General features: G+C 36.4%; 22 protein-coding genes. 9 read left to right on the top strand and 13 right to left on the bottom strand.

Annotated elements, in window-relative coordinates; genetic code table 11:
• The first annotated feature begins 9 nt into the window (after positions 1-9).
• The 5 genes from WH267_RS10130 to WH267_RS10110 all read left to right on the top strand — a co-directional run bounded on the left by WH267_RS10130 (position 10) and on the right by WH267_RS10110 (position 6,395).
• Positions 10-573, top strand: coding sequence for a Crp/Fnr family transcriptional regulator (locus tag WH267_RS10130; protein WP_115971656.1), 564 nt, complete (start codon positions 10-12; stop codon positions 571-573).
• Positions 574-671: 98 nt separating this feature from the next.
• Positions 672-1,358 carry a type 1 glutamine amidotransferase domain-containing protein gene (locus tag WH267_RS10125; protein ID WP_115971655.1) on the top strand — a complete coding sequence of 229 codons (687 nt, stop codon included), beginning with the start codon at positions 672-674 and terminating at the stop codon, positions 1,356-1,358.
• A 214-nt stretch (positions 1,359-1,572) separates the two neighbouring features.
• Positions 1,573-2,400 carry a twin-arginine translocase subunit TatC gene (gene tatC / locus WH267_RS10120; protein ID WP_123318919.1) on the top strand — a complete coding sequence of 276 codons (828 nt, stop codon included), beginning with the start codon at positions 1,573-1,575 and terminating at the stop codon, positions 2,398-2,400.
• Between the two features lie 367 nt (positions 2,401-2,767).
• Positions 2,768-4,399 (top strand): M1 family metallopeptidase, encoded by a 1,632-nt coding sequence (locus WH267_RS10115; RefSeq protein ID WP_123318918.1) that lies wholly within the window; start codon positions 2,768-2,770, stop codon positions 4,397-4,399.
• Between the two features lie 139 nt (positions 4,400-4,538).
• Positions 4,539-6,395 carry a M61 family metallopeptidase gene (locus tag WH267_RS10110; protein WP_123318917.1) on the top strand — a complete coding sequence of 619 codons (1,857 nt, stop codon included), beginning with the start codon at positions 4,539-4,541 and terminating at the stop codon, positions 6,393-6,395.
• A gap of 57 nt (positions 6,396-6,452) precedes the next feature.
• On the opposite strand, the gene WH267_RS10105 is transcribed toward WH267_RS10110, so the two are convergent.
• The 4 genes from WH267_RS10105 to pepE form a co-directional block, all read right to left on the bottom strand.
• Positions 6,453-7,619 (bottom strand): sensor histidine kinase, encoded by a 1,167-nt coding sequence (locus WH267_RS10105; protein WP_115971651.1) that lies wholly within the window; start codon positions 7,617-7,619, stop codon positions 6,453-6,455.
• A gap of 6 nt (positions 7,620-7,625) precedes the next feature.
• Positions 7,626-8,999, bottom strand: coding sequence for a D-alanyl-D-alanine carboxypeptidase/D-alanyl-D-alanine endopeptidase (gene dacB / locus WH267_RS10100; RefSeq protein WP_123318916.1), 1,374 nt, complete (start codon positions 8,997-8,999; stop codon positions 7,626-7,628).
• 112 nt (positions 9,000-9,111) lie between these two features.
• Positions 9,112-9,975, bottom strand: a complete 864-nt coding sequence (locus tag WH267_RS10095; protein WP_123318915.1) for a hypothetical protein — start codon at positions 9,973-9,975, stop codon at positions 9,112-9,114.
• The gene (pepE, locus tag WH267_RS10090; RefSeq protein ID WP_115971648.1) at positions 9,975-10,667 is read right to left on the bottom strand and encodes a dipeptidase PepE; all 693 of its coding nucleotides are present in this window, start codon (positions 10,665-10,667) and stop codon (positions 9,975-9,977) included. Before pepE ends, WH267_RS10095 begins: the two co-directional genes overlap by 1 nt.
• A 188-nt stretch (positions 10,668-10,855) precedes the next feature.
• On the opposite strand from pepE, the gene WH267_RS10085 reads away from it, so the two are divergent.
• Positions 10,856-11,419 (top strand): tetratricopeptide repeat protein, encoded by a 564-nt coding sequence (locus tag WH267_RS10085; RefSeq protein ID WP_123318914.1) that lies wholly within the window; start codon positions 10,856-10,858, stop codon positions 11,417-11,419.
• A 69-nt stretch (positions 11,420-11,488) separates the two neighbouring features.
• On the opposite strand, the gene WH267_RS10080 is transcribed toward WH267_RS10085, so the two are convergent.
• On the bottom strand, positions 11,489-11,977 hold the full coding sequence (locus WH267_RS10080) for a YdeI/OmpD-associated family protein (protein ID WP_340007899.1): 489 nt from the start codon (positions 11,975-11,977) through the stop codon (positions 11,489-11,491).
• A 180-nt stretch (positions 11,978-12,157) separates the two neighbouring features.
• Between WH267_RS10080 and fsa the strand changes: the two genes are divergently transcribed.
• On the top strand, positions 12,158-12,811 hold the full coding sequence (gene fsa, locus WH267_RS10075; protein WP_115971645.1) for a fructose-6-phosphate aldolase: 654 nt from the start codon (positions 12,158-12,160) through the stop codon (positions 12,809-12,811).
• 56 nt (positions 12,812-12,867) lie between these two features.
• Here fsa and WH267_RS10070 read toward each other — a convergent pair whose 3' ends face one another.
• The 8 genes from WH267_RS10070 to WH267_RS10035 form a co-directional block, all read right to left on the bottom strand.
• Complete coding sequence (locus WH267_RS10070; RefSeq protein WP_340007896.1) at positions 12,868-13,434, bottom strand: sugar O-acetyltransferase; 567 nt, start codon at positions 13,432-13,434, stop codon at positions 12,868-12,870.
• Between the two features lie 108 nt (positions 13,435-13,542).
• A complete protein-coding gene (locus WH267_RS10065) occupies positions 13,543-14,448 on the bottom strand; it encodes a GLPGLI family protein (protein ID WP_340007894.1) in 906 nt (301 codons plus the stop codon).
• Positions 14,449-14,504: 56 nt separating this feature from the next.
• Entirely contained in the window at positions 14,505-16,211 is a 1,707-nt protein-coding gene (locus WH267_RS10060) for a M56 family metallopeptidase (RefSeq protein WP_340007892.1), read from the bottom strand.
• A gap of 2 nt (positions 16,212-16,213) precedes the next feature.
• Positions 16,214-16,582: a BlaI/MecI/CopY family transcriptional regulator gene (locus WH267_RS10055; protein ID WP_115971641.1), complete on the bottom strand. Its 369-nt coding sequence runs from the start codon at positions 16,580-16,582 to the stop codon at positions 16,214-16,216.
• Positions 16,583-17,044: 462 nt separating this feature from the next.
• Positions 17,045-17,914 (bottom strand): ankyrin repeat domain-containing protein, encoded by an 870-nt coding sequence (locus tag WH267_RS10050; RefSeq protein ID WP_340007890.1) that lies wholly within the window; start codon positions 17,912-17,914, stop codon positions 17,045-17,047.
• Positions 17,915-18,000: 86 nt separating this feature from the next.
• On the bottom strand, positions 18,001-19,227 hold the full coding sequence (locus WH267_RS10045; protein ID WP_115971639.1) for a PAAR-like protein: 1,227 nt from the start codon (positions 19,225-19,227) through the stop codon (positions 18,001-18,003).
• Between the two features lie 4 nt (positions 19,228-19,231).
• The gene (locus WH267_RS10040) at positions 19,232-20,293 is read right to left on the bottom strand and encodes a LysM peptidoglycan-binding domain-containing protein (protein ID WP_340007887.1); all 1,062 of its coding nucleotides are present in this window, start codon (positions 20,291-20,293) and stop codon (positions 19,232-19,234) included.
• A gap of 48 nt (positions 20,294-20,341) precedes the next feature.
• The gene (locus WH267_RS10035) at positions 20,342-22,438 is read right to left on the bottom strand and encodes a type VI secretion system Vgr family protein (RefSeq protein WP_445223269.1); all 2,097 of its coding nucleotides are present in this window, start codon (positions 22,436-22,438) and stop codon (positions 20,342-20,344) included.
• 628 nt (positions 22,439-23,066) lie between these two features.
• On the opposite strand from WH267_RS10035, the gene WH267_RS10030 reads away from it, so the two are divergent.
• Positions 23,067-25,427 carry a TonB-dependent receptor gene (locus tag WH267_RS10030; RefSeq protein ID WP_340007885.1) on the top strand — a complete coding sequence of 787 codons (2,361 nt, stop codon included), beginning with the start codon at positions 23,067-23,069 and terminating at the stop codon, positions 25,425-25,427.
• A gap of 6 nt (positions 25,428-25,433) precedes the next feature.
• Positions 25,434-26,636, top strand: a complete 1,203-nt coding sequence (locus WH267_RS10025) for a hypothetical protein (protein WP_340007883.1) — start codon at positions 25,434-25,436, stop codon at positions 26,634-26,636.
• The last annotated feature ends 107 nt before the right edge of the window (positions 26,637-26,743 follow it).

Raw genomic sequence — 26,743 nt, 5'->3', positions numbered from 1 at the left:
TTTATTAAGATGAGCCATTTCCTAAAAGAGCATATTCAGAAAATCATCAATCCTACAAATGATGAATTTGAGGCTATTCAAAGCTTTTTTATGAAAAAAAGATTCCGGAAAAGACAGTTTCTCATACAGGAACATCAGCCTGTACATGAAATTTTTCTGATAGAAAAAGGTATTGTTAAAAGCAGCTTTATAGACACTGCAGGAAAAGAACATATTCTTCAGTTCGCTGCGTCCAACTGGTGGATTTCAGATTTTGCCGGTTTTTTTAAGCAGGAAACCTCATCACTGGCTGTTGATTGTATTGAAGATGCCGAAGTATATGCTATATCTTATGAAGATTTAAATACACTTTGTGCAAAAGTTCCGGCAATGGAACATTTTTTCAGAGTAAAGTCCAATTTTGGGTATGTAGCCCTGCAGCAAAGGATCCTCTCATTAATGAGTAAGCCTGCCAAAGAACGCTATGAAGATTTTATTAAACAATACCCCGGTTTTATAGACCACATTCCGAAACAGCTTATTGCAAGCTATCTGGGAGTTTCAAGAGAAACATTAAGCCGATTATACTTATAAAGATGTGACCTGTGTCACATCTTTTTTTTGAGGTATATCCTTAGCATTGCTTTATAAAAATCACAACCTTTGTTCTATAATTTTTAAGAACAATACCAATGAAAAAGAAAGCATTAATCGTAGTGACAAGTGTGGAAAAATATCCTGATATGGAAAGAGCAACAGGCCTGTGGCTGGGAGAAGCCGTTCATTTCTATGAAAAGCTGGCAGAAAAAGGCTATGAAATTGATTTTGTAAGTCCGAAAGGAGGCTATACTCCGCTTGATCCTATTTCTCTGCAAATGTTTGTACAGCCTGTAGACTGGAAATATTATGCTGATGAAACGTTCAGAAATAAACTCGGTCATACTTTAACACCGGGTGAGATCAACCCTAAAGACTATAGCGTCATTTACTATGCAGGCGGACATGGTGTGATCTGGGATTTCCCTGATAATACCGAGCTGCAGGAAATAGCCCGCAGTATTTATGAAGACGGAGGTATTATATCTTCAGTATGTCACGGAGCTGTAGCACTTTTCAATATAAAACTTTCTAATGGAAAAAATCTGATTGAGGGAAAGACACTGACAGGCTTTTCAAATTCAGAGGAAATTGCTGCAGAACTGGCTGACCATATTCCATATCTTACGGAAGATGTACTGAAAAGCAAAGGAGCCCATTATGTAAAAACAGACCATGATTTTGTTCCTTTTGCTGTAGCTGATGGAAATCTGGTAACCGGACAGAATCCTCAATCCGGAGCTGCTGTAGCGCAAAAAGTACTGGAAATTCTGGAGAAATAATCCTGAGCTTAAGTATATTAACAGACAGCCTGAAATAGTCATTTCAGGCTGTCTGTTAATATATCTGAATGTATTGTTAAAACACTTCAAAGATATGTAATATAAACCTGAACAAATTCATGACTAATAAATTCTAAATACTGATTATTATTTCATAATTTCGCAGACTTAAACTGCTGGCATTTGCAGCTGGCATTTTGACAGATTCTATTATATGGACAATAACAAAGACATGTCCTTTCTTGGGCATATTGGAGAATTAAGAGGGCATTTGGTCCGTTCGATTATTGCTATCATCATTGCAGCCTTTGCGGTTGGTTTCAATATCAACTGGATTATGGACCATATCTTTTTTGGACCTACAAGAAATGATTTCCCGACTTTCAAAATTGTTAATCATTTTTCAAGACTGATTTTGGGAGAAGACAGTATTCACCTTCCGAAGGATTTTCCGGTACGTGTACAAAGACTATATCAGCAGTTCAATGTAATGATGGCTGTTTCTGTTTTTGGAGGAATGGTTGCAGCATTTCCTTATATCGTTTGGGAGCTATGGCGCTTCATTGGCCCAGCTTTACATCCGAGAGAGAGAAAGAATTCAATCTATATCATTAATTCAGTCTGGATACTTTTTATGACCGGAGTTTTATGTGGGTATTTTTTAATACTTCCATTCGCTGTTAATTTTGGAGTAATCTTTAAAATTTCAGATATTATTGTTCCTCTTTATGATCTGAGTGATTATACAACATTATTTTTACAGGTAGTTTTGGGTATGGGAGTTATTTTTCTTTTCCCTATTCTGATCTATTTCCTTACCAGCATTGGAATTCTTACCCCTTTATTTATGAAAACTTACCGTCGTCATGCGATTGTATTAATCATGGTAGTGGCAGCAATCATCACTCCGGCAGACGTTTTAAGTATGCTGATGGCAGCTTTCCCATTACTTATCTTATATGAATTCAGTATTATGATGTGTACTTTCACTTATAAAAGAGTACAGAAAAGCAATGGAAATCTTCCTGCAGTACAGAAATAATTACATTAAAAATTCACCTTATACAAAAGCCCGGTTACCTCCGGGCTTTGTTATTTCTATAAGATATTCGCAGGAATTATTTAAAAAAGAATGAATGTCAAAGATTGAAAAGCGCTATATTATTTATATTGGATTATTTTAGATTATCACGCAAAAGTAGTCTGGCAGACATCCTTGTCAAGGTTTAAAACCTTGACAAGGATGTAAATACGGTTAAGAATAAGAAATTAATATGTTTCAATAGTTTATCCGGCTAAACACGTTATGTAGAACATCAATCTTTCTTTTACTCATTATTTTCGCACTATCCCTATCCAGCTGTTAATTTAATTTTATACTTTTGGAAAGATTATTAATTTAATTTTACATGAAAAAGCTGTCATACACCCTTTTATTTGTTTCCGGAATTGCCTTTGGGCAGCTCTTTGAAAAAGACAAAGTTTATAGTAAACAAGATACATTAAAAGGCTCCAATACGCAATTCAGAAATTTCTGGGATGTCAAAAAATATGATTTTTCCGTAGAACCTGATTTTGAGCAGAAAAGCATTAAAGGAACGAATAAGATCAGCTTTCAGATCATAAAGGATGTTACCAATCCTGTATTTCAGATTGATCTTCAGCAACCGATGAAAGCCGGAAAAGTAACAGCCAGCTTTCCTATTGCCAACTATAAGCAGGATGGAGATTTTATATTGATCACTGCAAAGAAAAAGTTCAAAAAGGGAGAAAAATATACTATTGATGTAGATTATTCCGGAAATCCTCTTATTGCCCAAAATGCCCCATGGGATGGCGGATGGGTTTTCACTAAAGATGAAAAGGGACACCCATGGATGAGTCCTGCTGTGCAGGGAATCGGGTCTTCTATCTGGCTTCCGACTAAAGATATCTGGAGCGATGAGCCAGATAATGGGATTGTGATGAAGATTATTACGCCAAATGATCTTGTAGGCGTTGGAAACGGAAGATTGATTGATAAAAAAACCACCGGTAATAAGACGACTTATACCTGGGAAGTGAAAAACCCTATCAATGACTACTCCATTATTCCGAACATTGGTAAGTACGTAAATTTTAAAGATACTTTTGACGGTGAAAAAGGAAAACTGGATTTGGATTACTGGGTTCTTGACTATAACCTGGAAAAAGCAAAGAAACAGTTTGAGCAGGTAAAACCAATGTTATCCGCATTTGAACACTGGTTCGGCCCTTATCCTTTCTATGAAGATTCCTATAAACTGGTAGATTCTCCTTATCTGGGAATGGAGCACCAGAGTAATGTAGCCTATGGAAATGGCTATCAAAACGGTTACCGCGGAAAAGATCTTTCAGGAACAGGAGTTGGTCTGAAATGGGATTATATCATCATTCATGAAAGTGGCCACGAATGGTTTGCCAACAATATTACAGCAAAGGATGAGGCAGATATGTGGATCCATGAGAGCTTCACGATGTACTCAGAGGTACTTTTTACAGAAAACTATCTGGATAAAAAGTCTGCAGATCTATATCTTATTGGTATTAGAGGAAATATTCACAATGATATTCCTATTATCGGAAAATATGGTGTAAGAAATGAAGGAAGCGGTGATATGTATCCGAAAGGAGCCAATATGCTTCATACCATAAGACAGGTAATCAATAATGATGAAAAATTCAGACAGATCTTAAGAGGGCTGGGCAAAGATTTCTATCATCAGACCGTTACCACAAAACAGATTGAAGATTATATTTCATCAAAGGCAGGTATTGATTTCTCTACGGTTTTTGACCAGTATCTGAGAACCATCAAAATTCCTACGCTTGAATACTCTCAAAACGGAGATACATTGAAATTCAGATATACAGATGTAGTGAAAAACCTGAAGCTTCCGATCATCATCAATGGAGATCAGACGATAAATCCAACTGAAGAATGGCAAACAGTGAAGCTTAAGAAAAATACTCCTGTTGAATGGAACAAAAACTATTATATTAATTATTTGAACGTTCAATAGATTAACAAAAAAGACAAGTTTACCATGCTGTAAATTTGTCTTTTTTCTTTTACACTAAAAACTTTAAGAAAAGTTTAATACTCCACTCCGTAACAAAATCAGAAATAAAACAACTATTTAACTATAAAATTTAAACCTAATGAGAAAAACAGCACTTAGCTTAGGCCTTTTTGCCGCTTTTTTAGCAAATGCACAGTCTATAAAGACCACTATTGACCTCGTTAATGTAAAAGATGATAAAGTAGCCGTTACTATGGAATTCCCGAAAATGAAATCGGGAGATATTAAATTTCACTTTCCCAAAACGGTTCCGGGAACTTATTCTGTAGATGATTACGGAAGGTTTATAGAGGGCATTAAGTTTTACGATAATAAAGGAAAAGAATTAGCTTTTACAAAAGTTAACGATAATAGCTATTCATTAAAAAATGCCCAAAACCTGAGCAAGATCTCCTATCTTGTGAATGACAGCTTCGATGAAGAAACAGATACCTCAAAGCATAAAGCTGTATTCTCTCCTTCAGGAACTGATATTGAAGCAGGAAAAGTCTATATGATCAATACCCATGGTTTCGTAGGATATATTGAAAATATGCAGGATGTCCCTTATCAGTTGATTGTTCAAAAACCCACTGATTTCTACGGAACTACGGCATTGGTAGATCAGGATAAATCAGAATCTACAGATACCTATACACTTGCCAACTATGCCAAGGTGACAGATTCACCACTGATGTACACCAAACCGGATTATATCACCTTCAATGCAGGCGGAATGGATCTTGTATTGGGAGTTTATTCTCCGACTGGAAAATATAAGGCCTCAGATTTCAAGGATAATCTTGAAAAAATGGTAGTGGCTCAGAAGAAATTCCTTGGGGATATGAACACCAATAAAAAGTATGCGATCATGCTTTACCTATCCGGTGGTGATGGTCCTGATGTTCATGGTTTTGGAGCATTGGAACATCACGAATCTACAAGTGTAGTGCTTCCTGAAGGAATGCCTAAAGAAGCCATTGACCAAACCATTACCGATGTGGTTTCTCATGAATTCTTCCATACCGTTAATCCTTTGAAGACCCATTCCGAAGAAATCCATTATTTTAATTATGCTGATCCGAAAATGTCTCAGCATTTATGGATGTACGAAGGCGGGACTGAATATTTTGCAAACCTGTTCCAGATCCAGGAAGGGCTTATTAACAAAGAGGATTTTCTTAAAAGAATCGGAGAAAAGATTAATAACTCCAAGAAGTATAATGATACTATGCCATTTACGGTAATGAGTAAAAATATACTGCAGGATGCTTATAAAGATCAGTACAGAAATGTCTATGAAAAAGGAGCTCTTCTAGCTATGTGTATGGATATTGAACTAAGAAAGCTATCCAATGGAGAAATGGGCTATCGTGATATGATCAGAAAATTATCCCAAAGGTTCGGAGAAAATAAACCGTTCAAGGATGATAAGCTGATTGATGAACTGGTAACTGTAACAGGCTACCCTCAGATAAAGGATTTTTATAATAAATATATTGCAGGAAACCAGCCTACACCTTACGCAGAATACCTGAAAATGGCAGGAGTAGAAGTAAGCAAAAAGGAACTTCCTCCTATTTTCTGGTTTATTAAAGATCCTACTCAAACAGGTTACGATCCGGGAACCCAAGCGTTAGCATTTGATGAAGATGCAGCTTTATCTCCATTTGCAAAAAGCGTTGGGTTTAAAATTACAGATAAGGTACTTGCTATAGATGGAAGAGTAATCGACATCAACAAGCTGGCAGATTTAATGGGCTATACCAGAACCATTAAAGAGGGTCAGGAAGTAACGGTAACAATTTTAAGAGACAATGCCGGTAAAAATGAAAAAATGACTCTTAAAGGAAAAGCTATTCTTGATAAAATAGACAAGGAAAAAATCCAGTTCAAAGCCAATCCGACTCCGGAAGAACTAAAACTACAAACTCAGTGGTTAACTGGTAAAAAATAAATGAGAAAGCGGGGAAAATATCCCCGCTTTTGTTTTTCTTAAATGTTCATATTAAGCCTATCCTTTTTTAATCGTAATTCTGAAGGTGGTTCCTTTTCCTACTTCTGTCTGGGAAATCTTAATATCACCATTGTGATATTCGTGAATTACTCTTTGGGCCAATGACAATCCTAATCCCCAACCTCTTTTCTTGGTAGAGTATCCAGGTTTAAAAGCATTTCTTGCCTGCTGGCTTGTCATCCCGCTTCCATTATCTTTTACTTCAATAAGAATATTTTTATTTCTTTCAAAAACGGACATTACAATCGTTCCCTCTCCTTTCATGGCATCCACAGCATTTTTCACCAGGTTTTCAATAACCCAGCTCATCAGGATTTTATTATGGGGAACCAACACGATATAAGTAGGAAGGTGAAGGGTAAAATCAACTTTTCTAGAGATCCTGGTCTTTAAATAATCATAGTTTTCCTGAATCGTTTCATTGAAGTTCATATCATTAAGCTCCGGAACGGAACCTATTTTTGAGAAACGTTCGGAAATGGTTCTTAATCTTTCTATGTCTTTTTCTATTTCATGCACTCCCTCAGAATCCGGGTTTTCCAGCTTCATAATTTCCATCCATCCGATCATGGAAGATAAAGGAGTTCCGATCTGATGGGCTGTTTCTTTGGCAAGCCCTGCCCAAAGATACCCTTCATCAGTCTTTTTAATGGTCTTAAAAAACCAAAATGTAAATCCAAAATACAGCAGAATAAACAGCCCTAAAATATAAGGTGAATACCGTAGATTATTAAGTAACCGTGAATTGTCATAATACACAAACTGATTGTTCCCATCCGGGACTTTGATTTCAATCGGATCGTAGTTTTTCTCCATATTCACGATCAGATTATGAAGCTTTTCCGGGTTTTTGATCGTGCTTTCAGGAATATTACGGTAATATCCGAGATCCAGGATAGGATTTTTATATTTATCTGTTACAATGAACGGAATGGTATTATTAATATTCAGGATCTCAGGCAGCAGGTCCAGGACATCGGTATCCGGAGTTTTCACTTCCTGTTGTATTCTGATCGCTTTGGAAAGCAGGCTGATTCTTTTAATCTCCTCTTTTCTCAGAAAATTAATTAATGCTGTAGAAGAAACTACAATGGCGATAACCAAAGTAGTCATGACAACAAAAATGATCCAGTTATTCAATCTGGTTAGTATGGATTTCCTCAAGGATATTTATTTTAAAACATTAAGAATTTTCTGCAGCTCTGTACTTCCACTCCCCTGATAGTTATTGATAATAATTGAAAACACATATTTTTTCCCATCTTTTGCGGTATGATAGCCTGCAAAAGATTTGGTGTCCCTCATCGTTCCGCTTTTCATCTTCATCCCATTATCCTGAACCGGGAATCCATCATAGTAAGACTCAAACCAGGTTTGTTTTTTAGCATATAAAAGAGCCTGTACCTCAGCTTTTGCTGCTACATAATTCTGTGGAGAAAGTCCACTTCCATCAGCAAAGTTGATCATATTCGGGTTAATTCCCTTTGATTTCCAGAATTCTTTTAAGTAAGCCACTCCACTTTTAAAGCTTGGATTTCCCTTCTTCTCTTTTCCCAGAGTCTTAATCATCGTTTCTCCATACAGATTGACGCTTTTTCTCAAAAACCAGTACACAATTTTATCCAGAGTTGGAGATTGGTAGGTAAGAATAACATTACTCTTTGGAGCTTCCAGTGCCTGTTTTCCCTCTAATTCAAGCTGTGAATTGGTCACCGCTTTTCCGGAAAGTTCAATTCCGGATTCTTTTAACCATTGCTTTATTTCTGTAGCCAATTGTAAAGGTGGATTAGGTGCAGATCCGGAAACGGTTACCGTTTTCCCTCCCGGAAGCATTCCGTTAATCATTGCTACATTGGAATGAGGAGCTGTGAAGATTAAACTCTGGTCTGAATTTCCTCCTGCTTTCAGGTCATTCAGCCATTTTACACCTTCCAATGGATAGGAAAAGCTTTTAAAATCTGTTCCGCTGATGTTGATATCAAACTGATTTTCCCGCCAGTTGATTCCCCAGACTCCTGCTCCGTAGTAATTTCCAAGATCATCCCACGGCCATCCGCCGGGAATGGTCTGATGGTCAAAATAAGAATCATCAATCACCAGGTCTCCTGAAATCTTTGTAATGCCTGAGTTTTTAATGGCATCGATCAGTTTCTTCTTAAAATTCTCAGGTTTGTAAGCTTCATATCGCCAGCTTCCCAAGGTAGGATCACCGTTGGAACTGATAAAAAGATTTCCGTTCAGAGTACCACCAGATACACTTCCGGAATAACCTGAAGTGGTAGTATAGGTATAATTTTTCCCTAATGTCTCCAATGCTGCGCCTGCGGTAAATATTTTTTGGGTAGAAGCTGTGGAAAGTCCTTTACTTCCTTGATATTCGTATATAAAATTCCCACTTTCATCGGATACATAAAATGATAAGTTGGAAGCCACTGCCCCTGAAGAATCCATAAGATCTTTGGTTGCCTTATCTAATTTCTGGGCCATATTCTGAGCCGAAACGATCTGTACAGAAAGCATGAGAACTGCAAGTGTTTTTTTCATTGCATTATTGTTTTGTGCTAAACTTTTGCTGATATCCCTGAAGCACAGCCAGAAACAAATTTATATTTTGCAGAGCTGTGGTTCAGGTTTTATTATTCTAAATCAAATATAGTTAAAATAAAAGCTTCTTATATTCCTCAAGATCATCTGCAGTAAAAAGAATCTGATGATCTGAAATTTTCTCAAAAGAGCGGTCATATTTAAAATATTTCTCATAATCATCCTCGTCTATGAAAATATCCATTTGACAAGCTTTGATATAATTTGATTTTTCTCCATAGTCTTCAAGGTGATATTGACTGCCTTCCCAGGGTTCATTACAACAGCGTAAACAGGAGTTATGATAAAGCGCTCTGTAGCCACATATTTCACAGTCTTTCAGATTTTGAAACAGATCTGAAATCCTGTTTTGAATATCTTCAGGAAACAGATGTATGGGAATTGTTTTTAAAAGCAGATAATAATTCGGTTCCTGCCAGGAAAAACAGAACGGCTCATCAGTGTAAGCCGTTTCCTTTGTGTGAAGACTTAATTCCTGAAGATCAAGTTCCACTTCTGCTTTCACTACGTCTTTAATATTCAGAAATGTCTTCTCCCTGTATATAACGTTCTGCTCGGCATCAATGTCTATTACCGGTTTCTGCTCAAGAAAATGACTCAGGCATAAAGTGGTTTGCCAGGAGCCTACTGTTCTTATTTTGCCATCATGCCCACAAATTTCACAGACTTTTTGGGATAACCCCAAATATTTATCTGTGATCTTTTTAAGAGCAATATTTAATTTTTCATTCTCAGAATACATATAGCAACGCAGTTCACCGAATTTTTCTTTTCCAAAAACATCATGCTCCATATTCCATCCTGCGACAGCCAGTTCAGTCAGCATTTTCCCGATCAGATCATTCCAACCGGTACTGTTCACTGAAAAATTCTTCAGATTGCGTTCTATAAAATGGCTGATATCTTCCTGCCTCATTACACTTTACTTCCTGCTTCTATTTCGTAAGGTTCTTTTCCTTTTTCAAAAATTCTGGTCAGTTCACTTCCTTCTACGGTAATTGTGTCATTAATTCTTCTGATCCAGTTTCCTTCTCTGAGACCCACTACCTTGATATCATTCTGAGTAAGGAATTCCATAATTCGGGTCTCTCTTGTCTCTCCATTATGTTTTAAATCAGGGTTTGGATCAAGATAATGCGGATTAAGATTAAACGGAACCAGTCCCATACAATCGAAACTTGGCGGATAAACGATTGGCATATCATTCGTTGTTTTCATATTCTGCCCGCCGATATTACTTCCTGCACTGCATCCTAAATAAGGCTTCCCGTTGGTTACATTTTCTTTTAAAACAGACATCAATCCTTCTTCATGTAATGTTTTAACCAATAAAAATGTATTTCCACCACCTGTAAAGAATCCTTTTGCCTGGTTTAAAGCTTCTTTTTTATCTTCAAATTCGTGAAGGCCTTTTACTTTAATATTAATGCTTTCGAAAAAAGAACGGGCTTTTGCCGTATACTCATCATGGGAAATTCCACCCGGTCTTGCAAAAGGAACAAACACAATTTCGTCAATTCCTGCATATAACTGAATTAATTCTCCTCTTAAATATTCCAGATATTCTCCACCAAAAAGTGTGGATGTTGACGCTAATATGATATTCATGTGATGAAATGATTAATTAAAAAATAGTTGAATGACAAAGATACCTCAATCCTCAGCGAATCAAAAATTAATCTAAAAAAAACATCAATCCCGTTAATATTTTCTAAAAAAACTTAAAGCCTCTAAAATTTTAGCTTTTCTGGAATTATTCTTGAATTTTAGAAATCTGAATTATAAAATATAAGATTATGAAAATGCCGAAAGTTAACATCAAAAACCTATTTGCAGGTTTAATTCTTGTAGGAAGCGCAGGTTTGGTAAGTGCACAAACCACTCAGACTGACAGTGCCAATAACACAGCAAATCAAGCAGCTGTTGCCACTCAATCAACCAATCCTACTATTGAAGGTCTTAAAAAACAAATCGAAGCCAATCCAAAGGATACAGAATCATTAGCAAAACTGGCTGCTGCTTATCAGGAATCTTCAGACTGGACCAATGCTATTGCTACCTGGAAAAAAATATCAGCTTTATTACCTGATTGGGCTCCTTCTTATTACAGTCAGGCATATGCCTATCAGTCTGCAAAAGATGATGCCAATGCAAAAACAGCTTACGAAAAGTATATTGCAACAGTAAAACCTGAAGAGGTGGAGCAAAATAAAAAGAATCTGGCTTATGCCTACTTTTATATCGCCTTTGCAGAACAGCAAAGTGACCCTAATAAAGCTAAAGAACATATTGCACAATCGCTGAAATATGATCCAAGCAATCAGGATGCTGTAAAACTCAGCAAAACATTAAATTCATAAATAAAGCAAAATCCGGACGTGTTCCGGATTTGTTTTTTTCATTTTATATGATCTCTGCCTGTTGATTTCCTATTCAATTTTCTTTCCAAAGAAGTCTGTTTCTCCATGAAGATGCCTGATGATTTTTTCAATATTACGCTGAATACCGGCTTCTGTTTTCAGGTTATTGATATAACGGATCAGCTCATGCTTTCTTGACGGGATCAGTTTTTCAAAATTTGCTGTAGCCAGAGTACTGTCTTTTATAGCCTGTTCCAACTGAGGATGAATGGAAATACTTCTATCGGAATCATCATATTCCAACATAATTTCAACAGTTTCTCCAATCCTTTTAGGAGAATTCTTTAGCATTATTAAATTCACATATAGCCTCCATTCTCCCAGATATTTCATCAAATTTTGCTGGAACTCCTTGCCATTCACTGTTCCTTTCACCGGAATCGGGCTTTTATTTCTTCCTGAGGCCATAAAAATTCTTTCCAGAACTTCTTCGGGAATAAAAACAAAAGGATTGATTCCTATGATTTCCAATGGGGCTGTAAAACTGTTGTTTTTCATGAATAACAAATATAACCTTTTAGACAGGAGACATGGACAGTATTATTAAAAACTATTGCATTAAAATGCTCACTATTTAGTCTAAAGCTCTCCACTCTGAACTTTATCTCTCCAAAAAAAATCATATCTCAGAAGTCAACTAAATGACTTATCTTTGTACCAATAAATCTATTTAACAAAATGAAATTTTTTATTGACACAGCTAATTTAGAGCAAATCAAGGAAGCTAAAGATCTTGGAATCTTAGATGGTGTAACAACCAACCCTTCATTAATGGCTAAAGAAGGTATTCAGGGAACTGAAGCGATCAAAAATCATTATAAAGCGATCTGCGAGATTGTAGACGGAGATATTTCTGCTGAAGTACTTTCTACAACCTATGAAGAAATGATTAAAGAAGGAGACGAATTGGCTGCAATCCACCCCAATATCGTTGTAAAAATCCCAATGATTAAGGATGGTATCAAAGCTTTAAAATATTTTTCTGATAAAGGAATCAGAACTAACTGTACATTGATCTTCTCTTCTGGGCAAGCTCTTTTAGCAGCTAAAGCAGGAGCAACTTATGTTTCTCCGTTCCTTGGAAGATTAGATGATATCTCTACAGACGGGTTAAACCTTATCCAGGAGATCAGATTAATTTTCGATAACTATATGTTCGAAACTGAAATCTTAGCAGCTTCTATCCGTCACTCAATGCATATCATTGACTGTGCTAAAATCGGAGCTGATGTTATTACCTCTCCACTTCCTCCGATCTTGAGCTTATTAAAGCACCCATTAACAGACAGTGGATTGGCACAGTTTATTGCTGATTCTCAGAAATTATCTTAATTACAGCCTGTTATTTCAGATATAAAAATCCCGGAACTTCGTTCCGGGATTTTTTTTTATTCATTTCCTTCAATATTTTTTACAACCCTGCAAGGATTTCCTACGGCAACCATATTCTCCGGAATATCTTTAGTGACTACACTTCCTGCTCCTATTACAGCATTATTTCCAATGGTAACTCCTGGTAAAACTACTACATTCCCACCGAACCATACATTATCACCTACAGTAATCGGGTAAGCGTATTCTAATCCGGCATTTCTCTGTTTTACATCAAGTGGATGCCCTGCTGTATAAAAACTGCAGTTGGGACCAATAAAGACATTATCTCCAAATTTTACTTTAGCACAATCTAAAATAACAAGGTTATGGTTTGAATAAAAGTTCTCCCCTACTTCAATATTATATCCGTAATCACACCAAAAAGAGGGTTCTATGCATAAACTTTCCTTTGTACTGCCCAAAATTTTTTTGATCAGCTGCTTTCTACCTTCAGTATCAGAGTTTTTTAACCCGTTATATTCTAAACACAAATCCTTACAGGTTATACGTTCCTGAATCAGCTCCGGATCATAATTGGCATCATACAGAAGTCCGGCTTCACATTTTTCTTTTTCTGTCATACAGGTTTAAGTTTAAAGTTATTTAAAAATAGAAATATTAGTCGGTAAAAACAAAAACAGGATAATCTCTCGAGTTATCCTGTTTAGTTGTAGTAAGAAATGATAATTTTAATTCACCAGATCCGGTTCTATCGGATTGTTATCTTTTTGAAGCATATCTTTCGTTCGCTTCTCCATTTCCTTTATAATCTGGTTGGGGTCAGAAAACTCCTTTCCATCTGCTGTCTTTACTTTAAAAGCTACTTTTCCTCCGGCTTCACCACCATTTCTCATCATCATTTCTCTCATATTCTTTGTGGGATCATTTACATAAGCTTTCCAGGCTTTTTTAAACTGGTCTTTCGTGACTTCAATATCCTTACCATCCAATCCCAATATTTTCACATTTCCCGGAAGCTGAAGCTCTGCCTCTTTCTCTGGAGACTGTAAGCTTTTATTACCAATGAGCTTCATGCTGTGAGATCCTGTGGCATCTTCTATTTTTACAATAAGCCCCGGAAGTCCATAAAAAACATATGGCCCATCCTGAATAGGAATATCTGTTGTAAACCATGCTGTCCAGTCTCTTCCGCCAAAACTAGTGGTTGCTTTCTGAGCGTTGTATTCTCCTATTTTTTGTTTCTCAGGTAAAATCTTCCATTCCGGTTTTTTATCTTCCTTAATTTTGTATTTATCCATGGAAATACTTCTGAAAAGATAGGTTTTAAAATCAGGATATTGTTTTGTTACTCTGTAGGAAACCATTCCTGGCTTTTCTCTTCTATTCACACTTATAATTCCGCCTCCGGCTTTCAGCTGCTTTTCAAGTTCTGCACGCCCGGTGGAATCTGCCACAAATTTATCGTGACTGTAATAATTGGATCCATTTTTATCAATATCCAGCAACATCATTTCCTTCTTCACATCTTCTTTATTATTAGAATCGGAAATAAATTTGTATTCATAAAAGAACCTGTTGATCTGTGCATTGGTCAGAATTCCCAGGAACATAAAAAATAGAACTTTAGTTTTCATAATGAGTGATAAAAAAAAGCTTTGTCAATATTGCATTGACAAAGCCTGGTTGAACTTTATTTCTTTGTCTGAATTCTTATTTCATTCTGTGTACCGCGTACTACATTTTCCTTAATAATATTGATCATTGCAATATTTTCAGGTTTTATAGTGTTAGCCGTTTCTTTGGAAACTTCAACTCCATCAACGAAGTATTTAACATTATCCCACTCTTTCAAATCATATTTCTTCACTCCATTCATGGTAATATTTCCGTTTCCATCTTTTTTGATGAAATCTGCCTGCATAACTATAACTTTAGGCGAATTGCTTAATGCTGTAAAATTAATATTTAAATTTCTCGTTGCATTTTCTGCATCCTGTCTGGCTTTTTCACTTATTATTTTGGCCTGTTCAGCTACCTTTTTTGCAGCTTCCATATCAATTTTGGCTTTTGCCATTTCTGTTTTGGCCAGCTCTGCGGCTTTTCTGCCGATTTTAGCTGCTTCTTTTCCTGTTTTTTGAGCTTCCTTAGCTGCTTTTTGAGCTTCTTTTTGAATTTTTCGAATTTCTTTTTTATCCAGAGGGTCCATATTTTCAAGCTCTTCCATCTGTTTTTTCCATTCAGGAGAGTTGAAATATTGTTCAGTTTCAATGTTTGCTGTAATACTTCCTATTTCTGAAGCCAGATTGCTTATTTCTTCAACTTTGTTTTCAAAAGCAGCACTGCTAGGATCCAATGTATTCAATTCTTTTTCCTTTTCACTGATCTTTTTCTGAAGTTCGGCCAATTTTGCTTCATCTTCCGGAGAATTCACTGTAAGTTCTTTACTTTTTTTCTGTTCAGATTTTTCAGGATTGACAGTATCTTTCTTGATTTGAGAAACAGCTTGTTTAATAGAAAGATTGGCTTCTTGAATTTCTTTGTTCTTAGCGTTTACCACATAGGCAAAAGCTACTGTAAATAACACTGGTAAGGCAAGAATTCTACGCGCATACCCGAATTTTGTTTTTGGTTTTTGTAACATCTTAAGTCTTTTTTTAAGGTTTGAACTTAGAAACGGACTGGCAGCAGGCAACTGTGTTCCGGAAAAGTGGCTTGCTAAAAGCATCTGCGCAAATGCTTTGGTGTCCGAATGCTTCACGGCTTTTTTATCAGCCAGATATTCATGGATTAAACTAATTTCTCTTTTAATGATATGAAAAAACGGATTGAACCAGAAAACGGCTGTAACCACTTCAATAAGAATCTTATCGAATGAATGTTTCTGTTCAATGTGAACCATCTCATGCTTTAAAATCTGCTTTCCAATGTCAGAATCCAGAGTAATGGTATTCTTCCAGAAAAGATTTTTAAAATATGAAAACGGAGCTTCGGTTAAGTCTGTACGGTAAAAGTTGATCCCGTCAAAACTCTCTTTCTGAAACTGTTCCTTAAACTGCTGAATCCTGAAGATTCCGTAGATAAGCTTCCCTAAAAAGTAGAGAGAAACCAGTCCCAGAGCTGAAAAAATAATGCTAAAATAAAGGTTACCATTGTTTAAGTTTTTTTCTGTGTTAAAATTCTGAATTTTATCAAGCAACAAATACACATCACTATTAACCTCTATCGTAAAATCATCCACTTTGATAAGTGGCAGCAACAGTGATATCCCAATTGCCAATAAAAGATAGAACCTGTTATAATGATGAAATGTCTTGTCTTTTAAAGACAACTTATAATACAAAAACATTACACCAGAACATAAAATTACTTTTCCAAAGTATAGAAGTAGAGTTTCCATGATTATTCGTCTTTGTTTTTAAGTTCATTGAGCAGCATTTCAAGATCTTCTACGGTCATTTCATTCTTTTCTACCAGAAATGAAACAGCACTTTTATAGGATCCTTTGAAATAATTTTTCACAAGGCTTTTCATCGTCTTTCCAGAGTACTGTTCTTTTGTGACCAATGGAAAATACTCATGCTGCCTTCCGTGTACGTTATAGTCTACGAATTCCTTGTCCTTTAATACTTTTAAAATAGTGGAAACGGTATTGGTATGCGGTTTCGGTTCCGGAAAAAGATCAAGAACATCTTTAAGAAATCCTTTTTCAAGCTTCCACAGATACTGCATTACCTGTTCCTCTGCCTTTGTTAAAGTCTGGTTTTTCATATCCTTTTCATTTATTATTAAAGTGATATATAAATAGCGATTCTCATATCACTAAGAAATTAGTTATACAAATGTAGAAATAAAACTGATTCATACAACTATTTTTTTAGTGATAAAAAGAACTAAATAATTAACTCGCTGACAATCAGTAAAATAATTTAACATACAAATATATTAAATTTTCTATGAAATAATCTTTTCCTTGTTTGATATACAGAAAAAAGGGGTTTCAATTATAGGATATTGAATTTTTTTAGCTAAAATACAATGCTATGATTGTTTTTATTAAAGATAATCAGGAATGTTATTTATAATAAAAGACTGCCACTAGGGTACTTTAGTGGCAGTCTTTTATTATTTTTATTTATTCCCATACAGTAACCTATCAAGTTTAGATTTATAATATCAGTTTTAATTATTGAAAGGCTACAATTTAAGACAGAAAGATCTTAAGTTTTACATTTAATGAGTACTTTCTTGCAGTGATTTTTCTAAACCATCTTTCCATTTCTTCTTTCTGTCGGCTTCATCTTTACCTAAAAAATCTTTATCTGCTTGTGATAGATTTTCGTAACGGGCAATGGCCATGGCTCTCCCTTTTTGCCATTCTGTTTTTTTGTTGATTTTTAATGGAAATTGTATATGAAATTTATCAGTCAGTCTTTCTTTCAACTTATTATACTCTTGTAAACCATAACCGCTTAAACGTCCCTCATTTATTTCGTCTTGGATCAGAGATGCCAAATTATTTCCATTAGCATCTAAGAGCAAGGGGTCTGCTCCTTTGTCCAAAAAATAATTAACATAATCAAACTTTCCAAGGCCTAGCGCAGTAGAAACGACTGTTCCCCCTCCAATGTAAGCTTGATAGTTGATATTCGCTCCGTTTGTGAGTAATAAATCGATCAACTCTTTATCAACATCTCCTATAAGTAAATCGTTAATAGGAGATTCACCAAATTTAGGATTAAGATTGGCTTTATTTTCTATTAACAACTGTATCATTTCTTTGTTGCGGCTGCTGCAGGCTGAATTTATATTCGCATCGTATCCACCTCCATTGATACAAGGTTGATCAATATCTGCCCCCAATCTCAACAAGGTTCGACTTGCTGGTAGGGCTCCTACCACAACTGCATAATTCAGATAAGTATAACGGACTGTATCGGTTGTTGAATAATCAGGTATAATCACAGCACCTCTTCCATTTACATCAAAATTTTCTTTTTTCACAAGGTTTTCAATAGCAACCGTATCGTTGTTATATATGGCTGTAGCCATTTTAAGATCATTACCTTTGAAAAATTTCTCCGGTGGATTTTCTTTTTTCATGTTGTTCTGTTTTATATTGCTATCCATACAGCTTAGCATTATTAATGTGAATAAAATTAACGGTATTGTTTTTAGTAGAGTCATTGTTATTGGGTTTTAGCAATTACAGTACGGCTTGCTGCATTAGCTGCCTCTTTTTCTAACGCACGGACTACATTAATAGCAGAGTGCCCCCCTCCAGCGCCTTGTAACGGCAATCCCGTATCTACTTCCATACGTTCTCCTGCCGCCCGAGGTAGTCCTTTTGTTTTATTAACGAGCTTGCCAACAAATCCTAATGTTTTCAGCACACCTTCCCGGCTATCCTGTACTGCATTTAATGGATCACTGCTTCCATTATAAGCTTGTACATGGTTCATATCTTCACGATGAACTTTATTTCTTTTCAATGTGGCATTATGTACACCAGCAGCATTATAAGTATAAGTAGGAAAACCTGAAGCACCACCTGCTGCTGCTGCCATACCTCCTCCTAGGGAGTGTCCTGTGATAGCAGTATTATTGGCATCAAAAATAAGATTTCCATTTTCATCTCGAGCTTGTTTCATTTTATTAACCAGATTAACAGATTTGTCATAATAATCAGATTTAATTCCAACACCTTGTGTAAGATCCTGTCCAATATCTTCCATATTTGTAGGGTCAGTACCTCTGAATGCCAACACATATTTACCATCTTTTTTATATAAATCTGCATAATAGTGTGATTCTTTTGGATCTCTAAATAATTTTGGATCTAAGCCTAGATCTGCTATCTCTTTATCACTTAAATTATGGTAAAGCCCCACTCTATTTTTCTCTTCATCGGTAAGACTACTTATATCACCATACACCGCATTTCCTCCCAACAGTCCCATATCTATATTCTCCTGATAATTCGGCATCTTTAGAGTCACCAGTCCGCCAAACATACAGGTTAAAGTAGCTTTCTCCAAAAGAGCTCTTTTTTTCTCAAGCTTTACTTTAGGATGCAATGCGGTCCATTCATTACTCCGGCACAGCAAACTACATACGCTGGGTAGGTGGTTGGCCAATACAGTACCACCAGCTACCGCACCTGCAAATCCTGCAGCAAATACTACCAGAGCGGGCCCGGATGCTACCAGGGCTCCTGCAAGCACAGCTCCTACAAGCGCACCAGCTGCCATCATGGGTGGACAGACAAAATTACCGTCGAATCTGTCTTTTTCTGTAGCGCCAAGCTTACCTCCTTCTATTTTTATAGTAGCCTGTGAGGTCACCTGTATCTTTAATATCTTTTTACCGTTGCTGCACAATGTCCATGTGCCATCGGGTACATACAATTGTCCCATATGCTTATGTATTTATTATTTTAAACTCATACGTTGCCGTATAAAAGCAATTGAGGTTTACCTGTTCCCTTACAAAAATCCTGCCCTGCTGAAGCAGTCCTTCAATACTGTATAGGTAGTATCCTTCAATATTATAGTCAAAATCCAGAGGGATCTGGCTTATTTCTGCATATTTTTCCTTGAAAGAATTTTCAAACTGTGGAGACAGCCCTTCTTTATCTGTACCACCAGCAAGGTGAACTTTAATGCTTCCATCTTCCTCTGCCGCATGATACTGAAGAGAGTAAGGGATGAATGCAGGCTGAAAAAACTGGGAAAGCACCTTATTTTCCGATAAATCGGCAAATGTTTCATTCCCGGATAGATTCATTTTACCAGTAGGTATAAAAAAAAGAGTATACAACAGATTATTCTTCAGGCTTGTAAGTAAATCTGCAAATTCTTCATCACATATTTTGAACATCTCCTTAAGTTCCGGAATATTAAATGCTTCGTTTGTAAGCCGTTCAGCTTTTATTGTTTTCCATCGTTTCTGTACCTCATGATTATTCATTACTGCATCAATTTCTCCAGCTGGATCCAGACGGAAAAAGAGATGATCTGAAGCTTCATTAAGAGCATTCATTACTGTGCTTACCAATTTGATCTCCGGAAATGATCCTGTAGACTTTCTGCCGGTTTCTTTTTTATTAAGATAACCATGCTTCGGTGTATTAAAATCCAGATTCCATTGCATTGCCGTCTCATTTTCAGATATTTCTTTTCCTAAAAAGACCACGTTGGTTTTAATATGTATGTCATACGAATGACTATCCTGTCTGCTATATACAAAACTATTGGCATAGGGTGATACTTCCGGCAGTGAACTGGCTGTATGTATATCTGCTTCCGGATTGATCATATAGATGCTGGGAAAATAAGGCGGCCATACATCACTCCTTATCATCTGGGTTGTTCCACAGTGGGTATTATGAAAACGGATCAGTTCTCTTACTGTGGTATTATGCATGCTGGCAATAGATTCCAAAGTATCTCCTTTTTGGATTTCGTATTGTATATATTCCATTACTATTTAAACTATGCTTCAATGTTTTTATTATTTTTTCACCCGGTTTTAATTTACATCTACCTCACCACCTTCAATGGTTACATTCGAACTTCCGTTAACCGTAATTTTTTTACCAAGGATATTAATGGTTCCATCCTTACAGAGTGTAACGATACTGCCTCCAATATTGATGGTAAGATCTGCTGTTAAATTTAATGTTCCACTACCACCGCTTGTAATTTCAAAGGAGTTTCCTTCTCCTACTGCAATTTTAAAATTAGTTTTTGCCATAATATCTATAGCTCCGCTATTATCCATTTTCATAGAGGCCTGTCCTTCCGGGCTTTCTTTCGTACCTCCAACAGTGCTGGTATTTGTTGTTGAAGAAGAAGAGCTGATATTTCCACTACCATCCACATGAATCTGATTCTGTGCTTTATCTCTTACCGTAATACCGCCACCATCATTCAGTTCTACAATATTCCCGCTTTTACTGCTCAGGCTTTTAATATTATTCCCTTTTCCGCCTCCCCCACCAATACCTCCGTGGAACATTCCGCCCATTACAAAAGGTCTGTCGGGATGCTGATGTACAAAATTCACAATTACCTGATCTCCTACTTCAGGAATAGACATAAATCCCCGGTTTTTATTTACCTTGTCACTGCTTCCTGCATCAGGAGACATTACTCGGATAAACTCTGTGGTATCAGGTCCTTTTTGCCAATCCAGCTGAATCTGAACACGTCCCTGATTCTGTGGGTCTGTATTAGAAATTACTTTTCCAAACTGGGGTTCAGCTTTTGGTAAAATAAATTCCGGACGGGGAATAAATCCTGTATCAGAGGCAATAGCTTCAAAGGTTCCGTCATAATAGCCACGGGCATCTACTTCATGAGTTACTTCAATCAACATAAGTTTGGTAAAATAGGAAGTGTCATTACTATCCGTTTTACGCATTTCAATATCTACGATACAGCCAGGATAAAGAAAAGGGACCGTAGTAGTACCCGAGGTTACAAATACTTCCGAAGCCTTACTTCCGGCAGTTCCTTTTTGTGAAGCGTCCACATCCATAAAAGAAGTTGCTTTAATAGGCGCTATTCTTAAGGAAGGTGTTTTGAATGTCTTTTCTGAGATTTCATAAGCACGCTTAGCAATGTCAGAAGTGTGGCTAATCTTTGAGCTTCCTGTTGTCAGTTTCTCATTCTTGCTGCTATTATACCCATAGAAAGTAGGGTTTACATGCTGAGCCTTCATTTTAATCTTCACATCATTCAGGTTACTGCCATAGACCAGTTTTACGGACTGTTCCTGTGGTGGCAGTTTGCCAAAATGCAATACTTCACCATCATAGAAAAACTGTTCGCCGTAAGCTTCTGCTATTCTTGCCAGATAATTGTAATGCGTTTCTTCATACTGTGAGCTGTATGACACGTTTCCGTGGCGTGCATCTACTCTAAAATCAAACTTACCCTGTCCCAATCCTTCTTCCAGCACCTGGCTGGCAATGCTGTTGAGACTCATTTCCTGCTTTCCGCCAAAACTTTGAATATGCGGGGCCGCATCTAATAATATGGTAGGGCTAAAGCCTTCCAGTACAAGATTTCCAAGGCTTCCTTTCTCCTGGCTGAAACCTACTTCGGTAATTACCCCCACGAAGTTTCTTTCAGGACTAGTTCCCACATCTTTATACTTGAATACAACGGTAATACGTTTTCCTAAAAAACTTTGTGCTGCTTCAAGATTATGGTTTTCTGCATTCCCAAGGGTATCATGAGCTAATGTAATCTCAAATGAATGGTGTTTTACGGCACTTTGTTTTAATTTAAAATGTTTAAAAAATTTGATGGCCTGTCCTTCTACAAAGATTTCCAGTTTTACAACTCTATTTATGCCAACCATCGCATTTTCTGAGATTCCCTGGGCATTAAAAATTTTGGATGTAGGCTGCTTTGCCCAAACTTTTTCCTGTATGATACTGGAATCGTTGGGTAGCTGCACTTGATTCATAAAATTCTTTTGGGCCTCCGTTATATTATTTGTCTGTGAAATAAATTTTGCAGGATCAGCAATATCAGCTTGTTTCGTTACTTGATTTACTATATCTGTTTTAGGCGAATCTATTCCTGGTTTATGCAGATTCTTATCTTCTTGAAACATGAGATTTTTTTTTCAGTTGTCTTGACTTACTACGGAATTAATTCCGTGGGAAAAGACCGATTCGTTTCAAAAAAAACCAGATAGCCCGCATCGGTCTTACATCGCAAGTATACCACAATGGCTTTTTTGAAGGAGAAGTTCGGAAGGGCCTGCCAAAAACAGGGCCCTCTATCTATGTAATTTCTGTGTTAGTTTTTCCTGTGATTTTAATTTTTTTCTAATTATTTTCTATGATTGGTATTACTAAGATATTACGATAAATATTCTCTTCAAAATGAATTAACTGTTTTTTTAATAATTGTAGTAGTATTACGATTAACATAATAATAAAATTTTAAAAAATTCTGAAATACTGCTCACAAAAAAACGAATGCTCATACTCCATAAAGAGGATAAAACAAGGTAATTTATTAAGTTTTGCTTTTGAGATGATTTTTTTCATACTAATAAAAAACAATAATTAGATTTTTTAATGTTACTGTTTGGTTGTAAACTATTTACATTTTTTGTTCAATTTTATTTTTTCATTCAGATTAATACTAATTAGAATAATTAAAAATAAATAAGTCATTTTCTTTGAGGTTTCATAAGGATGATTTAGTTTTGTTGTTTATAATAATTATAAATAATGAAATTATATCAACGAATTTTTATCTTTCTTATTTTTACTCTTTCAATATCCCAAATCAAAGCACAGGACAGTGATTATTCAGTTCAGGGAGTTGTACAGGACCACACAAAACAGGGGTTAAGCGGAGTAACCATTTTTGTTGAAAACACAAAAATTAAAACACAAACCGATCAAAACGGAAATTTCAGAATTAGTTACAAAAAAGGAGATGCAATACTGCTTTTCAGCCTGGATGGCTATAAAAAGTTCAAAAAGAAGATGAACTTTGGCAGCGAAGGATCTCCGATAAATATTCAGTTAGCAGAAGATCATGCGGTTGTAAAAGAAGTTATTGTACATGGAAAAGGTAAAGTGAAGGCACTGCAAGACGGTGCTTTTACTGTTAATGCCATAGATGTTGCTAAATTAGCCAATACTACAGCGGATCTTAATCAGGTTCTGAACAGGACCACCGGAATTAAAGTTCGTCAGCAGGGAGGTGTAGGTTCTGATTATAATTTCTCTATTAACGGAATGTCCGGTAAAGCCGTGAAGTTCTTTATAGATGGCGTTCCTTTAGAAATGCTTGGAAAAGGTGTAGACCTGAGCACGCTGCCAGTAAATATGGCTGACCGCGTGGAGATTTATAAAGGGGTTGTTCCTATTCATCTAAGTACTGATGCTATGGGTGGGGCGGTAAATATTATTACTCCCGGAAACAGCAAAAACTATCTGGATGCAGGTATAAGCGTAGGGTCTTTTAATACACAGCGTATCAATCTGAACGGACAGTTTAAAGATGATAAAACAGGAATTATCCTGCGTATCAACAGTTTTTATAACCATTCAGATAACAACTATCTGATGAAGGATATGAAAATATGGAATGCTGCCAAAAATGAGTATGAGCCGAGAAACCTGAAGCGTTTTAATGACAGATATCAATCCGTTTTCGGAATGGCTGAATTCGGATTAGAAAATAAAAGCTGGGCAGATTCTTTCTTTGTAGGAGCATCGCAATCGGTTTTCGATAAACAGATCCAGACAGGTTCCAACCAGGATGTAGTGTATGGTGGAGTAAAACAAAGCGGAGAGGCTCATAATTACTTCATGAAGTATAAAAAAACTAACCTTTTTAATGATCATTTAGATGTAAATCTTTATGCCGGTTTTTCTAAAAGTGTTCAGAAGGCAACTGATACCCTAATGCGTAAATATAGCTGGGATGGTACTTTTGTGCCTTCTGCTACAAGTGAAAAAGGAGGCAGAAGTATCATCATGCAGCACGAAGACCGTCTGTATTCTCAGTTGGGGGCTACTTATAAAATTGTTGACCATCACAAGCTTATCTTCAATTATGTACTCGATTATCTTAAGAATACTACCTTCAATCAACTGGAGGAGGAAAAGGATGATGTATCTCCGGCTAAGATGACCAAGCAGATCTTATCTATGGCTTATCAACAGGAATTTTTCAATAGACATTGGACGAACGTGTTTTTTGCAAAATACTATCAGGTAGGACTTCAGAAGATGGTTTTTGATCAGGTAACCAGAACTGATAATCCGGTAAAAGATAATTTCAGTAACTGGGGCTACGGTTTTGCAACCACTGTAAAAATCACCAGAGAACTTGGACTTAAAGGATCTTTTGAACGTTCTTACCGTTTGGTAGAGCCTCAGGAAATTTTCGGAGATGGTGTGGCTGTAACCAGTAATATGAATCTGAAACCTGAAACCAGTGATAATGTAAATGTAGGTTTCTACTTCAATCACCAATGGGGACAACATGCTTTTCGTATAGAAGGCGCCGGATACATCCGTGATACAAAGGATTTTATCTTTACTGTTCCAAATTTATACAACAGTACTTTCAAATATGAAAACCTGTCTAATATCTTTACCCGCGGACTGGAAGGGGAACTGAGCTACCAATACAAAAGACTCCTGAATGTATTAATGAATGTGAGCTACAACAAAGCTTATGACAATACAAAATTTGCCAACAACAGTGAAGACGTAATTTCAGCTACTTACAAAAAAGATGTTCCTAACCAGCCCTGGTTATTTGGGAATGCAAATGTAAGCATCGGTAAAGATGACTGGTTTCAGAAAGACAGCCGTATAGAGCTTTACTACGGACTGCAGATGACCGACTGGTTCTACAAAAACTGGAAAACCTACGGAAATCCAAGAAATATTCCGGTAATCCCAAGACAAACGCTTCACAACATAGGTATAAGCTATTCTATGAAAAACGGAAGATATAACTTAGCATTTGATGTAACCAATCTTAGCGATGCCCTGGCTTATGACAACTTCAAACTTCAGAAGCAGGGACGTGCTTTCTATGTAAAATTCAGATATCTACTTAAGTAAAAAACCATGACACACTATTTCAGAAACAGCATACTTTTAATACTTGCATGTTTAACCATCATTGGCTGTGAACGCGAACCTGACTCCGGTACTTCCGGAAGCGGTGAAAAAGACTACAAATACTTTCTGCTTTCCGCTTTGGGAAGCTGGCCCAATACCGTACATTATATGACGGCCACCAATGATGTTACAACAGGTGAAATGGATATTACCAAAGAAGGAGACGAAATCAATTCTAAGGGAACCTATTCTTACATCGTAAAAAATGGTTTTATTTATAACTACAAAACCGATCAGGGAGTCTTTAAAAAGTTTAAATACACACAGGATAGGCTCACTACTGCAAAAGAAGTTCCTTATACTTACATCAGTGACATTTCCAGTTATGTATGGATAGATGATAATACTTTGGTACTGGTGGGAGAAACAGGTGATGGCCAGCATATCCGTTATACAGTTTTCAATGCGGTAGATCTTAGTATTATCCGCCAGGGTGAAATTGAAGGATTTGAGCCTTTTCCCGATGCTTATAAATTTTATACAATAGGCTCTATGACCTATATGGATGGGCATATCTATTTACAATACAGCTACCGCAATGGAAAATGGATTACTCCGGAATTTTACAATTTTGCTGTTATAGATTATAAAACCTTTAAAGTAACGCACTCAGCAGCTGATAACCGGAGTTCTGGTGTAGCTAACGGCTCACCCTATTTTAAAACCGCTTTCAAAAAGGATAATGAAGCCTTTTATTATGCCTGTTTTCCTCGTGTAGGAGCTGGTACCAGTAAGATTCATCTTTTCAGGACTCTTAAAGGAGGTACATCTCCTGATATGGGTTATCAGATCAACCTTACAGATCTTGTAGGAGGTAAAACTCTGGAAACAATGATTGATTATATTGGTAATAATAAGATGGTGATTTTATACCGTGATCCTGCATTGGGTAATACCTATAATGGCCGCTATGCTATAATAGACACTGAAACCAAACAATTGGTTAGAGTATTGGATGAACTGCCAGGAGATGAACCCTATGAACAAGGTCTATTTGTTCAGGATAAAAAGCTATACATTGCTGTAAATGCCAGTAAAGGGGGTAACTATGTATGGATCTATGATCCTCAGACTGACAAAATAACGAAAGGTATGAAGCTTCCTGATAATATTTCAGGGTTTGCCCGTTTTGATAAATTCTATGACTAATCAAAGCCTTTTAATTCTGTAGAAAATATAGATATTTAATTGATAAAAAAAGCTGTTCTCAATAATTTTGAGAACAGCTTTTTTTAGTTTCTATTTCAAGTGCTGTA

Origin of the sequence: Chryseobacterium sp. MYb328 (assembly GCF_037572595.1) — a bacterium.
Lineage (GTDB): Bacteria > Bacteroidota > Bacteroidia > Flavobacteriales > Weeksellaceae > Chryseobacterium > Chryseobacterium pennae.
Note: the sequence above shows the minus strand (reverse complement) of the source record. Positions and strands in the feature narration are given on the sequence as shown.